Genomic DNA, 14,099 nt, shown 5'->3' on the forward strand with positions numbered 1-14,099 from the left:
AAAAATGAAATTTGAACTCGATACCACCGATGGTCGCGCGCGTCGCGGTCGTCTGGTGTTTGATCGCGGCGTGGTAGAAACCCCCGCGTTTATGCCTGTGGGCACGTACGGCACCGTAAAAGGAATGACGCCGGAAGAAGTTGAAGCCACTGGCGCACAGATTATCCTCGGCAACACCTTCCACCTGTGGCTGCGCCCAGGCCAGGAGATCATGAAGCTCCACGGCGATCTGCACGACTTCATGCAGTGGAAAGGCCCCATCCTCACCGACTCCGGCGGTTTCCAGGTCTTCAGCCTGGGCGATATCCGTAAGATCACTGAGCAGGGCGTACACTTCCGTAACCCGATCAACGGCGATCCAATCTTCCTCGATCCAGAAAAATCCATGGAGATTCAGTACGATCTCGGCTCCGATATCGTAATGATCTTCGACGAATGTACGCCATACCCGGCGGACTGGGACTACGCCAAGCGTTCTATGGAGATGTCCCTGCGTTGGGCGAAGCGTAGCCGCGACCGTTTTGACTCCCTGCAAAACAAAAATGCGCTGTTCGGCATTATCCAGGGCAGCGTTTACGAAGATTTACGCGATATCTCGGTTAAAGGTCTGGTAGAGATAGGCTTTGATGGCTACGCTGTCGGCGGTTTGGCTGTGGGTGAGCCGAAGGAAGATATGCACCGCATTCTGGAGCATGTCTGCCCGCAAATCCCGGCGGATAAACCACGATACCTGATGGGTGTGGGTAAACCAGAAGATCTGGTGGAAGGCGTACGTCGCGGCATTGATATGTTCGACTGCGTTATGCCAACCCGAAACGCGCGTAACGGTCATCTGTTCGTTACCGATGGCGTGGTGAAAATCCGTAACGCGAAGCATAAGAGTGACACCAGCCCGCTCGATTCCGAGTGCGATTGCTATACCTGTCGCAATTATTCTCGCGCGTACCTGCATCATCTCGATCGTTGCAACGAGATTTTGGGGGCGCGTCTCAATACCATTCATAATCTTCGTTATTATCAGCGCTTAATGGCTGGTTTACGTAAGGCTATCGAAGAGGGTAAATTAGAGAGCTTCGTGACCGATTTCTACCAACGTCAGGGGCGGGATGTTCCACCGTTGAACGTTGATTAATTTTAATAATGAGGGAATTTGAATGAGCTTTTTTATTTCTGATGCGGTAGCAGCAACGGGTGCACCAGCGCAGGGCAGCCCGATGTCTCTGATTCTGATGCTGGTTGTGTTCGGTCTGATCTTCTACTTCATGATCCTGCGTCCACAGCAGAAGCGTACTAAAGAGCACAAAAACCTGATGAACTCCATCGCGAAGGGCGATGAAGTCCTGACCAATGGTGGCCTGGTGGGTCGCGTAACCAAAGTAGCGGAAAACGGCTACATTGCTATCGCCCTCAACGACACCACTGAAGTGGTTATCAAACGTGACTTCGTAGCTGCCGTTCTGCCGAAAGGCACCATGAAGGCGCTGTAATCCCAACTTTTCCCAAAGGGAACTGCCGTGTTAAACCGTTATCCTTTGTGGAAGTACATCATGCTGGTCGTCGTGATTATCGTCGGCCTGCTGTACGCGCTTCCCAACCTGTATGGTGAGGATCCGGCCGTTCAAATCACTGGCGCGCGCGGTGTCGCCGCCAGTGAGCAAACGCTGATCCAGGTCCAGAAAACGTTACAAGAAGAAAAAATTACCGCTAAGTCTGTGGCACTGGAAGAGGGCGCAATTCTTGCTCGCTTCGACACCACCGACACGCAGCTCCGCGCACGTGAAGCGCTGATGGGCGTGCTGGGTGATAAATATGTCGTGGCGCTTAACCTTGCTCCTGCAACCCCACGCTGGCTGGCTGCGCTGAACGCAGAGCCAATGAAACTGGGTCTTGACCTGCGTGGCGGCGTTCACTTCCTGATGGAAGTGGATATGGATACCGCGCTCGGCAAGCTACAGGAACAGAATATCGACAGCCTGCGCAGCGATCTGCGCGATAAGGGCATTCCGTACACCACCGTACGTAAAGAAGATAACTACGGCATGAGCATCACGTTCCGCGACAGCGCGGCACGCGATCAGGCTGTGACCTATCTGTCTCAGCGTCACCGCGATCTGGTTATCACCTCTCAGGGCAGCAATCAGCTGCGTGCGGTAATGACCGACGCGCGTCTGAGTGAAGCACGTGAATACGCCGTTCAGCAGAACATTAACATTCTGCGTAACCGTGTAAACCAGCTGGGCGTGGCTGAGCCACTGGTACAGCGTCAGGGTGCAGACCGTATCGTGGTCGAACTGCCGGGTATCCAGGATACCGCCCGTGCGAAAGAGATTCTGGGCGCGACGGCGACCCTGGAGTTCCGTCTGGTTAACTCCAACGTTGACCAGGCTGCTGCGGCTTCAGGCCGTGTGCCGGGCGATTCCGAAGTGAAGCAGACCCGCGAAGGCCAGCCGGTTGTGCTGTACAAACGCGTGATCCTGACCGGTGACCATATCACCGACTCCACTTCAAGCCAGGATGAGTACAACCAGCCGCAGGTTAACATCTCGCTGGATAGCGCAGGTGGCAACATCATGTCTAACTTCACCAAGGACAACATCGGCAAGCCGATGGCGACCCTGTTCGTGGAGTACAAAGACAGCGGTAAGAAAGACGCCAATGGCCGTGCCGTGCTGGTGAAAGAGGAAGAGGTGATTAACATCGCCAACATCCAGTCTCGTCTGGGTAACAGCTTCCGTATTACCGGTATCAGCAACCCGAACGAAGCGCGTCAGCTCTCTCTGCTGCTGCGTGCCGGTGCGCTGATTGCGCCAATTCAGATTGTTGAAGAACGAACCATCGGTCCAACCCTGGGTATGCAGAACATCAAACAGGGTCTGGAAGCGTGTCTGGCCGGTCTGGCGGTGTCCATCATCTTCATGATCTTCTTCTATAAGAAGTTCGGCCTGATTGCGACCTCCGCGCTGATTGCCAACCTGGTGCTGATCATCGGTATTATGTCCCTGCTGCCGGGGGCGACGCTAACCATGCCAGGTATCGCGGGTATCGTTCTAACCCTTGCGGTGGCGGTCGACGCCAACGTACTGATAAACGAACGTATCAAAGAAGAGCTGAGCAACGGTCGTTCTGTACAGCAGGCGATTGAAGAAGGCTACAAAGGGGCGTTCAGCTCCATCTTCGATGCGAACGTAACAACACTGATTAAGGTTCTTATCCTGTATGCAGTGGGTACTGGCGCGATCAAAGGCTTTGCGATTACTACCGGTATCGGTGTCGCAACGTCGATGTTTACCGCTATTGTCGGCACCCGTGCCATCGTGAACCTGCTGTACGGCGGCAAGCGCGTCAAAAAGCTGTCTATCTGAGGAGTGCGTTGTGGCACAGGAATATACTGTTGAACAATTGAACCACGGCCGTAAAGTCTGGGACTTTATGCGCTGGGACTACTGGGCCTTCGGCATTTCAGGTTTTCTGCTGATCTTGTCCATCGTCATTATGGGCGTGAAAGGCTTTAACTGGGGCCTGGATTTCACCGGTGGTACGGTGATCGAAATTACCCTGGAAAAACCGGTCGATATGGACCAGATGCGTGAGTCTCTGCAAAAAGCGGGCTTTGAAGAGCCGCTGCTACAGAACTTCGGCAGCAGCCGCGACATCATGGTGCGTATGCCGCCGGTACACGATGCCAACGGCAGCCAGGAGCTGGGCAGCAAGGTCGTTCAGGTTATTAACGAAACGACCAGCCAGGATGCAACGGTTAAGCGTATTGAGTTTGTAGGCCCGAGCGTTGGTGCTGACCTGGCGCAGACCGGTGCGATGGCGCTGCTTGTGGCGCTGATCTCGATCCTGATTTACGTCGGTTTCCGCTTTGAGTGGCGACTGGCGGCAGGCGTGGTTATCGCCCTGGCGCACGACGTGGTGATCACCATGGGCATACTGTCTCTCTTCCACATTGAGATTGACCTGACGATTGTGGCATCCCTGATGTCCGTTATCGGTTACTCACTGAACGACAGTATCGTGGTATCTGACCGTATTCGTGAAAACTTCCGTAAGATCCGTCGCGGCACGCCGTACGAAATCTTTAACGTGTCGTTGACCCAGACGCTGCACCGTACGTTGATCACCTCCGGCACCACCCTGATGGTGATCCTGATGCTGTTCCTGTTCGGTGGCCCGGTGCTGGAAGGCTTCTCGCTGACCATGCTGATCGGTGTGTCTATCGGTACGGCCTCGTCTATCTACGTCGCGTCCGCGCTGGCGCTGAAGCTGGGCATGAAGCGCGAGCATCTGATCCAGCAGAAAGTCGAGAAAGAAGGGGCGGATCAGCCGTCCATTCTGCCGTAAGCGTCTTATGCGGTATCGAAATCCCGGCCTGCTGGCCGGGATTTTTTTGTCTGCATCTCACAAACACTCCTGACAGTATGCTGTCAGGAGCCCTGTCGTAGACTCCTTCTGAACCCTAACAACAGGCAGGAGGACGTATGAAAAGTGTCATTAACTGGTTTGAAATTCCGGTCGCCGATATGGATCGCGCCATCAAATTTTATGAGTCGGTGATGCAGGTCGCGCTGCGGCGCGAGAAGATGGACGTGGCTGAGCTGGCGGTTTTCCCGCACGAGGATCCGGCCACCGGCGGCGCGCTGGCGAAATTTGACGGCGTTACACCCTCTTCGCAGGGCGCTATTATTTACCTGCATACTGACAATCTGGCGGCCACGCTCGATCGTATTGCTTCTGCGGGCGGTGAGTGCGTGTTTGGCCCGCTGGAACTGCCGCAAGGCATTGGCACTATAGCCCTGTTTACCGACAGCGAAGGTAATCGCGTCGGCCTCCATCAACCGGTATGAGAGTAAACCGATGACCCGACGCGCTGACCGTTTGTTCCAGATTGTGCAGATCCTGCGGGGCAGGCGTCTGACAACGGCAGCGCATCTGGCGGAAAGGCTTGGCGTGTCCGAGCGCACGGTGTACCGCGATATCCGCGACCTGTCGCTTTCCGGCGTGCCGGTGGAAGGCGAGGCGGGAAGCGGATATCGGCTAATGTCGGGTTTTGAATTACCCCCGTTGATGCTGACCAACAAGGAGTCCGAGGCGCTGATGGTGGCGATCCGTCTGCTCAAAACCTGGGGCGGGGAATCGCTGTCGCGCGAGCTGGAGTCGGCCCAGGAAAAAGTGCTGGCGATCCTGCCAGAAGAGAGCCGCCGCAAAGCTGAACAGACGCGAATTTACGCGCCGGATATTGCCCTTCAGCCACACTCCCGTAGTGGTTTCGACGTGATCCACCAGGCAATTTCTGCCCTGCGTGTGCTGGCGCTGCACTATCGCGATGAAGCCGGGCAGTTAACCTGGCGTGAGGTTCAGCCGCTGGGGCTGTTCTTCTGGGGTGAGCACTGGCTGCTGGCCGCGTGGTGTGAACGGCGCGATGACTATCGCTGCTTCCGTCTCGACCGGTGTTTGCATATTACGCTGACGGAAAGACACTTTAGCGAAAGCGCGGACAGGTCGCTGGCGGATTTTTTGCGCAAGGTGAAGCAGTAAAAAGCCGGGTGGCGAGGTAAAAGCAAAACGGCAACGATGTTGCCGTTTTTTGTGTTTGCGCCCTCTCCCGTGGGAGAGGGAAGGGGTGAGGGCACCAGCCCGCACAATCCCGCACTGATTAGAAGTTGTAACCCACGACCAGGTAACCGCCCCAACCGGTAGAACGAACGCTGAAGTCGCCGTTGCCGAAGTTCAGGCTGGCGTCGTCGTTCCACTGACCACCGTTGTGCCAGTAACGCGCAACAACAGAGTAGTGCCAGTGATCGTAGTTCAGCGCCAGGATGTGGCTGGACGCGATGGAGTCGTTAGTGCGCGCTTTTCTGCCGTTCAGGTCGCGGAAATCGTTATCGCCCAGGTCTGAACCCCAGTCAAAGTTGGTGAAGCCGATATAGCTCAGGTTGCCGCCCCACAGTTGGGTAATTGGCACAAAGTATTTCACTTTGAAACGGTAGCCATCCCACTCGTTCTCGTTCGCAGCGCCGTAGTTCTGCCACTGGTATTTTGCGTAGACGTTCATGGACAGGCTCATCGGCAGGCCAGTCTCAATGTCTGTACCCAGACCCATATACCAGGTGCTCTGGCGACCGGACTTGTTGCGGCCCATGTCGTAGATGTAGTTGTTTGCGAAATACCACTCTTTGAACGGACCAAACGCCAGGCTGGTACCAGTCAGTTTATCAATGGAGAAGCGTGGTTCGATCTCCATGAACAGTGGGGAACCGTGGTTCCAGATACCTTTCGCGTCGGTGTTACCGCCGAAGAATACCGGTGCGTCCATGTAGCCATAGAAATCAAACCAGTCTTTTTTTGCGAATGCTTCGTACTCGAGGTAAGTATCGTTACGGATCTGCGGTCCGAAACGGGTATGGTAGCTGCCTACCACGTTAACGCTCTGGTGCCACCAGTCGGAGAGGTATTGTGGTTTGTCGTTTTCCGCTGCGTTAACAGTGAAAGAGGAGGACAGTGCCAGAACTGCACCGGCTGCGAGTAATGTTTTTTTCATAATCATGCCACTGATTGAAATTCCCTTCCGGGAGTGAAAAATGCGCGAATTGCGTTTCTAAATATTTCGTGTTTCTGCGGAGCCTATTATAGGAATCCTTGCTCACAAAAATATGTGTTGTTTCACATATCTCTCACATACGTAATCGATTGCGTTCACGTTTGCGTACTTTAGACGGGCGCGATTGTAGCGGCAATCATTTATGTTGCCAATCCATACGAAATGTAAATGTTAGCGGAGTGACATTTCACTCCGCTAAAAGGGCGGGTTATTGCGCGGCGGGTTGAATGTCGTGAATACGGATAAAGCCCAGCTGTTCTGGCGTCAGTCCGCTCAGCTGGAGCGGGATGTCAACATCGCTCGGCGCCAGCGTGCTGGCGGGGGCGGTGAAGAGCTGATTCTTCACGTTCACTTCCTGATAGCTCTCCGTGGTGCCCTGAATCTGGCCCCACTCTACGGTGCCGCTGAACGCGGGCAGCGGATCGTTGGACTCACCCTGAATGCGTAATGTTGCGCGAGTACCATCGGCATTCGCTGCAACATTCACCAGAGACATCTTTAGCGTGCCAATCTGGCTGTTCAGACGCGCGGGCGTGTTTGCACCTGGCAATAAATAAACGCCATTGCTGGATTTGGCATTCAGCGCGTTCTGCTGGGTGATCTTCACGGTTTCTTTATTAAGTTTGTCCATCGCCACGTTAAGCGTATTCACGCTTTGTTTCATCTCGCGGACTTCGCTTTGCTGTGCGCAGGCGCTAAGCGTGAACAGGCTCCCCACCAGCACTATTTTCAGGTAACGTCTTGTCATTGCGTTTAATTCCTTGAAATCACAGATTGCTGCAATGGTAGACAGGATAGTGCCGTCAGGCATAGATCCTTTGTCTCAAAAAGCTCTTCCTTTGTTGTCGGGCCAGTTCAGGGTAAAATAGAAATCAGTTAACCAGATAACAGGGACATCGTATGCATTGCCCATTTTGCTCCGCTGTGGATACCAAAGTCATCGACTCACGTCTTGTAGGCGAAGGGTCTTCCGTGCGTCGTCGTCGGCAGTGTCTGGTGTGCAACGAGCGTTTTACCACCTTCGAGGTGGCAGAGCTGGTAATGCCGCGCGTGGTAAAAAGTAACGATGTGCGCGAACCGTTCAATGAAGAAAAACTGCGTAGCGGGATGCTCAAGGCGCTGGAAAAACGGCCCGTCAGCTCCGATGACGTCGAAATGGCGTTAAACCACATTAAATCTTATCTGCGGGGGTTAGGTGAGCGCGAAGTGCCGAGCAAAATGATCGGCAATCTGGTGATGGAACAGCTGAAAAAGCTCGATAAAGTCGCCTATATCCGCTTTGCCTCCGTTTACCGCAGCTTCGAAGACATCAAAGAGTTTGGCGAAGAGATCGCCCGCTTACAGGATTAAGACCATGCACGACGAGATGTACATGGCGCGAGCCATGAAGCTGGCGCAGCGTGGTCGGTTTACCACTCACCCTAACCCCAATGTCGGGTGCGTCATTGTTAAAGATGGTGAGATCGTGGGGGAAGGTTTTCACTATCGCGCAGGCGAGCCGCATGCTGAAGTGCATGCCTTGCGCATGGCGGGGGAGAAAGCGCGTGGCGCGACGGCCTATGTGACGCTGGAGCCATGCAGCCACCATGGGCGTACGCCGCCGTGCTGTGAAGCGCTGATTGCGGCGGGCGTCTCGCGCGTTGTCGCCGCCATGCAGGATCCTAACCCGCAGGTAGCGGGCCGCGGACTGTATCGTCTGCAACAGGAAGGAATCGACGTCAGCCACGGCCTGATGATGCAGGATGCGGAAGCCCTGAATAAAGGCTTCCTGAAGCGTATGCGCACCGGCTTCCCGTTTATCCAGCTTAAGCTTGGCGCGTCACTGGATGGCCGCACGGCGATGGCGAACGGCGAGAGCCAGTGGATCACCTCGCCACAGGCAAGGCGCGATGTGCAACGTCTGCGCGCGCAAAGCCATGCTATTCTCACCAGCAGTGAAACGGTACTGGCTGACGATCCGGCCATGACCGTACGCTGGGAAGAGCTGAATGCAGATACGCAGGCGCTCTATCCGCAGGAGAACCTGCGTCAGCCGCTGCGCATTATTATTGATAGCCAGAACCGCGTGACGCCGGAGCACCGCATCGTGCAGCAGCCGGGGGAAACCTGGATTGCACGCACCAAAGAAGATACGCGCGAATGGCCGCAAGGCGTGCGCAGCATTACGGTGCCGGAACATAACGGGCATCTGGATCTGGTGGTGCTGATGATGTTGCTCGGCAAACAGCAGGTCAACAGTATCTGGGTTGAAGCCGGTCCGACGCTCGCCGGCGCACTGCTTCAGGCGGGGCTGGTGGATGAGCTTCTCGTCTACGTTGCGCCTAAACTGTTAGGTAACGACGCGCGCGGCCTGTTTGTGCTGCCCGGCCTTGAAAAACTGGCCGATGCGCCGCAACTCTCATTCAGTGAGATTCGTCCGGTAGGCCCGGATGTCTGCCTCCATTTAACGACAGCGTAATTGCTCCTGAAATAGGGAAGCAGTACGCAAAGTATTATGATAAAATCCGCCCCCCTGCGGGGCCAAATGAACCCGTAAAGGAAGAGTATGAACATTATTGAAGCTGCTGTAGCTACCCCGGACGCTCGCGTCGCCATCACCATTGCGCGTTTCAACAACTTCATCAATGATAGCCTGCTGGAAGGTGCGGTTGACGCCCTGAAACGTATCGGCCAGGTTAAAGATGACAACATTACCGTCGTTTGGGTACCAGGTGCTTACGAACTGCCACTGGCAGCGGGCGCGCTGGCGAAAACCGGTAAATACGACGCGGTGATTGCGCTGGGTACTGTTATTCGTGGCGGCACTGCTCACTTCGAATACGTTGCGGGCGGTGCAAGCAATGGTCTGGCGCACGTTGCGCAGGATGCTGAAATTCCTGTCGCGTTCGGTGTGCTGACCACCGAAAGTATTGAACAAGCCATCGAACGTGCTGGCACCAAAGCCGGTAACAAAGGTGCAGAAGCTGCACTGACCGCGCTTGAAATGATCAATGTATTGAAAGCCATCAAGGCCTGATTTTTTTGTAAGGGGAATTCCGTGAAACCTGCTGCTCGTCGCCGCGCCCGTGAATGTGCCGTCCAGGCACTTTACTCCTGGCAGTTGTCCCAGAACGACATCGCTGATGTTGAATACCAGTTCCTGTCAGAACAGGACGTGAAAGACGTTGACGTTCTGTACTTCCGTGAACTGCTGTCGGGAGTGGCGACTAATAGCGCGTATCTCGATGGTCTGATGAAGCCATACCTGTCCCGTCTGCTCGAAGAGCTGGGCCAGGTCGAAAAAGCAGTGTTGCGTATCGCGCTGTTTGAGCTGTCTAAACGTGATGATGTGCCGTACAAAGTGGCCATCAACGAAGCGATCGAACTGGCGAAAACCTTCGGCGCTGAAGACAGCCACAAGTTTGTTAACGGCGTGCTGGATAAAGCCGCACCTGCGATCCGTCCCCACAAAAAGTGATCCGCAAACCGGAGTTCTGCATTGCCTGACGGGCAGTGTGGCTCCGGTTTTTTCTTTTATTTGCTGAGGCATAACGTATGGCATGCGGCGAATTCTCCCTGATTGCCCGTTATTTCGACCGTGTCAGAACCTCTCGTCTTGATGTTGAAACCGGCATTGGCGATGACTGCGCACTTCTCAATATTCCCGAAAAACAGACGCTGGCAATCAGCACCGACACCTTAGTGTGTGGGCGACATTTCCTGCCCGACATCGATCCTGCCGATCTGGCGTATAAAGCGCTGGCGGTGAACGTCAGCGATCTGGCGGCAATGGGCGCCGACCCGGCCTGGCTGACGCTGGCTCTGACCTTGCCAGAGGTGGATGAAGCCTGGCTTGAAGCCTTCAGCGATGCCCTGTTTGAGCAGCTGAATTATTACGATATGCAGCTGATTGGCGGTGATACCACTGCCGGTCCGCTGTCGATGACCCTGGCAATCCACGGCTATGTGCCTGCCGGGCGCGCGCTGAAACGTTCGGGCGCAAAACCGGGCGACTGGATCTACGTGACCGGTACGCCGGGGGATAGCGCGGCAGGGCTGGCAATCCTTCAGAACCGTTTAACGGTTGAAGATGCTGACGATGCGGCGTACCTGGTGAAGCGCCATCTCCGGCCCACGCCGCGTATTTTGCACGGCCAGGCGCTGCGCGAGCGGGCCAGTTCGGCTATCGATTTGTCTGACGGGCTGATCTCCGATCTCGGCCATATCCTGAAAGCCAGCGGCGTGGGCGCGCGGATCGATCTGGATCTGTTTCCTCTGTCAGAGCCGTTGCGTCGCCATGCCGAGCCTGAGCAGGCGCTGCGCTGGGCGTTATCCGGTGGAGAAGATTATGAGCTGTGCTTCACAGTGCCTGAGCTCAATCGCGGAACACTGGATGTGGCGTTAGCGCATCTGGGGGCGAAATTTACCTGCATCGGGCAGGTGATGCCGGAAAGTGAAGGGCTGCTGTTTGTCCGCGACGGCGCCCCGGTTACGCTTGACTGGAAAGGGTACGATCACTTCGCGTAATTTTGTGCGCTCTGTATTGCCGGGTGGCGCTGCGCTTACCCGGCCTACGGATTTTGTTCCCTGAATTGTTTATTTAAACCCTACCACCGGATGTTGCTGATACGGCGTCTCCAGCTCGGCAATCTGCTCCGGCGTCAACGATAAGTCCACCGCACTCAACAACTCATCCAGCTGTTCTTCCCGCGATGTGCCCACAATCGGCGCGGCGACACCGCGCTTGCTCAGCAGCCACGCCAGTGCCACCTGCGCGCGCGTTGCACCGATATCGTCGGCGATCCCGGCTAAGCGTTCGGCAATTAACGCATCGCTGGTTTCTGTATCGTCATACAGGTTTTTACCCACTTCGTCCGATACCAGCCGGGCGGTGGTTTCGCCCCACGGACGGGTTAACCTTCCGCGCGCCAGCGGGCTCCACGGGATCACCGCCACGCCTTCCTGGTAGCAGAGCGGCAGCATCTCGCGCTCTTCTTCCCGGTAAATCAGGTTGTAGTGATCCTGCATGGTGACAAAGCGCGCCCAGCCGTGCTGTGCCTGGAGATCGAGCGCCTGGGCAAACTGTGAGGCATGCATGGACGATGCGCCGATGTAGCGCGCTTTACCGGCTTTCACGACGTCGTTCAACGCTTCAAGCGTCTCTTCGATCGGGGTGTTGTAATCCCAGCGGTGGATTTGCAGCAGGTCGACGTAATCCATGTTCAGGCGTCTGAGGCTGTCATCAATAGAACGCAGGATCTGCGCGCGAGAAAGGCCTTCCGCCAGGTCGCCTGACGGGTAGTACACCTTAGTGGCAACCACAACGTCATCACGACGGGCAAAATCTCGCAGGGCGCGGCCAACAATCTCTTCGCTGCTGCCGTCGGAGTAGCTGTTGGCGGTATCGAAGAAGTTGATGCCGCCGTCAATGGCGCGCTTGATGATGGGGCGGCTGCTCTCTTCCGGCAGCGTCCAGGCATGATTTCCCCGGTCAGGCTCGCCAAACGTCATGCATCCCAGGCAAAGCCGGGACACCTTAAGGTCCGTTTTTCCTAATGTCGTGTATTGCATGGTTCCGCTCCTGCTGTTTAAACAATACGTTTAAGCATAGCAGGAGCAGAAAAGGGGAGGGATCAGGCCAGCCAGGTGCGGATTTTGGCTTCGATACCGGCGGCGTCCAGACCAATGTCGGCGCGCGCCTCATCCTGGGTGCCTTGCGGGATGAAGTGGTCCGGCAGGCCGAGATTAAGCACCGGAACGGCTTTACGGTTCGCCATCAGCACTTCGTTCACGCCGCTACCCGCGCCACCCATGATGGCGTTCTCTTCCAGCGTGACCAGCACGTCATGGCTTTCCGCCATGCTCAGAATCAGAGATTCATCGAGCGGCTTCACGAAGCGCATATCGACCAGCGTCGCATTAAGGTTTTCAGCGACTTTTGCCGCTTCCGGCATCAGCGTACCAAAGTTCAGGATCGCCACTTTTTCACCGCGGCGTTTCACCAGAGCTTTACCGATATCCAGTTTTTCCAGCGGCTGTAATTCAACGCCAAGGGCATTACCGCGCGGATAACGTACGGCGCAGGGGCCGTCCTGATAGTGGTAACCGGTATACAGCATCTGACGACACTCGTTTTCGTCGCTTGGCGTCATGATCACCATGTCCGGGATGCAGCGCAGGAAGGAGAGATCAAACGCGCCCTGGTGCGTCTGGCCGTCAGCCCCCACAATGCCCGCGCGATCGATAGCAAACAGCACCGGCAGCTTCTGGATGGCAACGTCATGGATAACCTGATCGTAGGCGCGTTGCAGGAAGGTAGAGTAGATCGCCACCACCGGCTTGTAGCCGCCAATCGCCAGGCCCGCAGCAAAAGTTACCGCGTGTTGCTCGGCAATGGCGACGTCGAAATACTGGTCCGGGTATTTTTTGGAAAACTCCACCATGCCGGAGCCTTCACGCATGGCAGGCGTCACCGCCATCAGCATGTTGTCTTTCGCCGCCGTTTCGCACAGCCAGTCGCCGAAGATTTTTGAGTAGCTCGGCATCCCGCCGCTGCTTTTCGGCAGGCAGCCGCTGGTATGGTCGAACTTAGGCACCGCGTGGAAGGTGATCGGATCTTTCTCCGCCGGTTCGTAACCACGCCCTTTTTTGGTCATGATATGCAGGAACTGAGGGCCTTTCAGGTCGCGCATGTTTTTAAGCGTCGTCACCAGGCCCAGCACATCGTGGCCGTCCACCGGGCCGATATAGTTAAAGCCCAGCTCTTCGAACAGCGTACCCGGCACGACCATGCCTTTGATGTGTTCTTCGGTACGCTTAAGCAGCTCTTTGATCGGCGGTACGCCGGAGAAGACTTTTTTACCGCCTTCACGCAGTGAGGAGTAAAGCTTGCCGGACAGCAGCTGCGCCAGATGGTTATTCAGCGCGCCGACGTTCTCGGAGATCGACATTTCGTTATCGTTGAGGATCACCAGCATGTCCGGTTTGATATCGCCCGCGTGGTTCATGGCCTCAAAGGCCATCCCGGCGGTGATCGCCCCGTCGCCAATCACGCAGACAGTGCGACGTTGTTTATTCTCTTTTTCGGCGGCAACGGCAATACCAATGCCCGCAGAAATGGAGGTGGAAGAGTGGCCGACGCTTAACACGTCATATTCACTCTCGCCGCGCCACGGGAACGGGTGCAGGCCCCCTTTCTGGCGAATGGTGCCAATTTTATCGCGACGTCCGGTCAGAATTTTGTGCGGATAGGCCTGGTGGCCGACATCCCAGATCAGCTGATCGAACGGCGTGTTATAGACGTAATGCAACGCCACGGTCAGCTCAACCGTGCCAAGTCCGGAGGCGAAGTGGCCGCTGGAGCGGCTAACGCTGTCGAGCAGGTAGCGACGCAGCTCGTCACACAGCTTCGGCAGACTCTCTTTCGGCAACAGACGTAACTCCTGAGTGGAGTCAACTAACGCCAGTGTCGGGTATTTGGCAATATCAAAACTCATCAAAGGCTCATCGAGATTTATAG

At 55.7% G+C, this 14,099-nt stretch carries 15 protein-coding genes; 11 read left to right on the forward strand and 4 right to left on the reverse strand.

Features of this window, described 5'->3' with window-relative positions:
* Positions 1-4: 4 nt before the first annotated feature.
* From tgt to ACOTX1_RS14650, 6 genes are all read left to right on the forward strand, one after another.
* Entirely contained in the window at positions 5-1,132 is a 1,128-nt protein-coding gene (gene tgt / locus ACOTX1_RS14625; RefSeq protein ID WP_003859110.1) for a tRNA guanosine(34) transglycosylase Tgt, read from the forward strand.
* A gap of 22 nt (positions 1,133-1,154) precedes the next feature.
* Complete coding sequence (gene yajC, locus ACOTX1_RS14630) at positions 1,155-1,487, forward strand: preprotein translocase subunit YajC (protein WP_003859109.1); 333 nt, start codon at positions 1,155-1,157, stop codon at positions 1,485-1,487.
* Positions 1,488-1,514: 27 nt separating this feature from the next.
* Positions 1,515-3,362 (forward strand): protein translocase subunit SecD, encoded by a 1,848-nt coding sequence (gene secD, locus ACOTX1_RS14635; protein ID WP_003859106.1) that lies wholly within the window; start codon positions 1,515-1,517, stop codon positions 3,360-3,362.
* A gap of 10 nt (positions 3,363-3,372) precedes the next feature.
* Positions 3,373-4,344, forward strand: coding sequence for a protein translocase subunit SecF (gene secF / locus ACOTX1_RS14640; RefSeq protein WP_003859105.1), 972 nt, complete (start codon positions 3,373-3,375; stop codon positions 4,342-4,344).
* A 137-nt stretch (positions 4,345-4,481) separates the two neighbouring features.
* Positions 4,482-4,847: a VOC family protein gene (locus ACOTX1_RS14645; protein WP_023315514.1), complete on the forward strand. Its 366-nt coding sequence runs from the start codon at positions 4,482-4,484 to the stop codon at positions 4,845-4,847.
* A gap of 10 nt (positions 4,848-4,857) precedes the next feature.
* Positions 4,858-5,538, forward strand: a complete 681-nt coding sequence (locus ACOTX1_RS14650) for a helix-turn-helix transcriptional regulator (RefSeq protein ID WP_023315515.1) — start codon at positions 4,858-4,860, stop codon at positions 5,536-5,538.
* A 118-nt stretch (positions 5,539-5,656) separates the two neighbouring features.
* Here ACOTX1_RS14650 and ACOTX1_RS14655 read toward each other — a convergent pair whose 3' ends face one another.
* Together ACOTX1_RS14655 and ACOTX1_RS14660 are read right to left on the reverse strand one after the other, a co-directional pair.
* A complete protein-coding gene (locus ACOTX1_RS14655) occupies positions 5,657-6,541 on the reverse strand; it encodes a nucleoside-specific channel-forming protein Tsx (RefSeq protein WP_032610182.1) in 885 nt (294 codons plus the stop codon).
* A gap of 268 nt (positions 6,542-6,809) precedes the next feature.
* Complete coding sequence (locus ACOTX1_RS14660; protein ID WP_003859100.1) at positions 6,810-7,349, reverse strand: DUF3251 domain-containing protein; 540 nt, start codon at positions 7,347-7,349, stop codon at positions 6,810-6,812.
* A gap of 152 nt (positions 7,350-7,501) precedes the next feature.
* Here ACOTX1_RS14660 and nrdR point away from each other — a divergent pair, with 152 nt between their 5' ends.
* From nrdR to thiL, 5 genes are all read left to right on the forward strand, one after another.
* Complete coding sequence (nrdR, locus tag ACOTX1_RS14665) at positions 7,502-7,951, forward strand: transcriptional regulator NrdR (RefSeq protein ID WP_003859099.1); 450 nt, start codon at positions 7,502-7,504, stop codon at positions 7,949-7,951.
* Between the two features lie 4 nt (positions 7,952-7,955).
* Positions 7,956-9,059: a bifunctional diaminohydroxyphosphoribosylaminopyrimidine deaminase/5-amino-6-(5-phosphoribosylamino)uracil reductase RibD gene (gene ribD, locus ACOTX1_RS14670; RefSeq protein ID WP_022650459.1), complete on the forward strand. Its 1,104-nt coding sequence runs from the start codon at positions 7,956-7,958 to the stop codon at positions 9,057-9,059.
* Positions 9,060-9,146: 87 nt separating this feature from the next.
* A complete protein-coding gene (ribE, locus tag ACOTX1_RS14675) occupies positions 9,147-9,617 on the forward strand; it encodes a 6,7-dimethyl-8-ribityllumazine synthase (protein WP_003859098.1) in 471 nt (156 codons plus the stop codon).
* A gap of 21 nt (positions 9,618-9,638) precedes the next feature.
* Positions 9,639-10,058, forward strand: coding sequence for a transcription antitermination factor NusB (nusB, locus tag ACOTX1_RS14680; protein WP_006809908.1), 420 nt, complete (start codon positions 9,639-9,641; stop codon positions 10,056-10,058).
* A 77-nt stretch (positions 10,059-10,135) separates the two neighbouring features.
* Entirely contained in the window at positions 10,136-11,107 is a 972-nt protein-coding gene (gene thiL, locus ACOTX1_RS14685) for a thiamine-phosphate kinase (protein ID WP_023315516.1), read from the forward strand.
* Between the two features lie 69 nt (positions 11,108-11,176).
* Here the strand turns inward: thiL and ACOTX1_RS14690 are convergent, their stop codons facing one another.
* Together ACOTX1_RS14690 and dxs are read right to left on the reverse strand one after the other, a co-directional pair.
* Positions 11,177-12,151, reverse strand: a complete 975-nt coding sequence (locus tag ACOTX1_RS14690; protein WP_023315517.1) for an aldo/keto reductase — start codon at positions 12,149-12,151, stop codon at positions 11,177-11,179.
* 62 nt (positions 12,152-12,213) lie between these two features.
* A complete protein-coding gene (dxs, locus tag ACOTX1_RS14695) occupies positions 12,214-14,076 on the reverse strand; it encodes a 1-deoxy-D-xylulose-5-phosphate synthase (RefSeq protein ID WP_023315518.1) in 1,863 nt (620 codons plus the stop codon).
* Positions 14,077-14,099 lie beyond the last annotated feature (23 nt).

The sequence above is a fragment of the Enterobacter cloacae complex sp. IR5401 genome (assembly GCF_049238425.1).
GTDB lineage: Bacteria > Pseudomonadota > Gammaproteobacteria > Enterobacterales > Enterobacteriaceae > Enterobacter > Enterobacter hormaechei_C.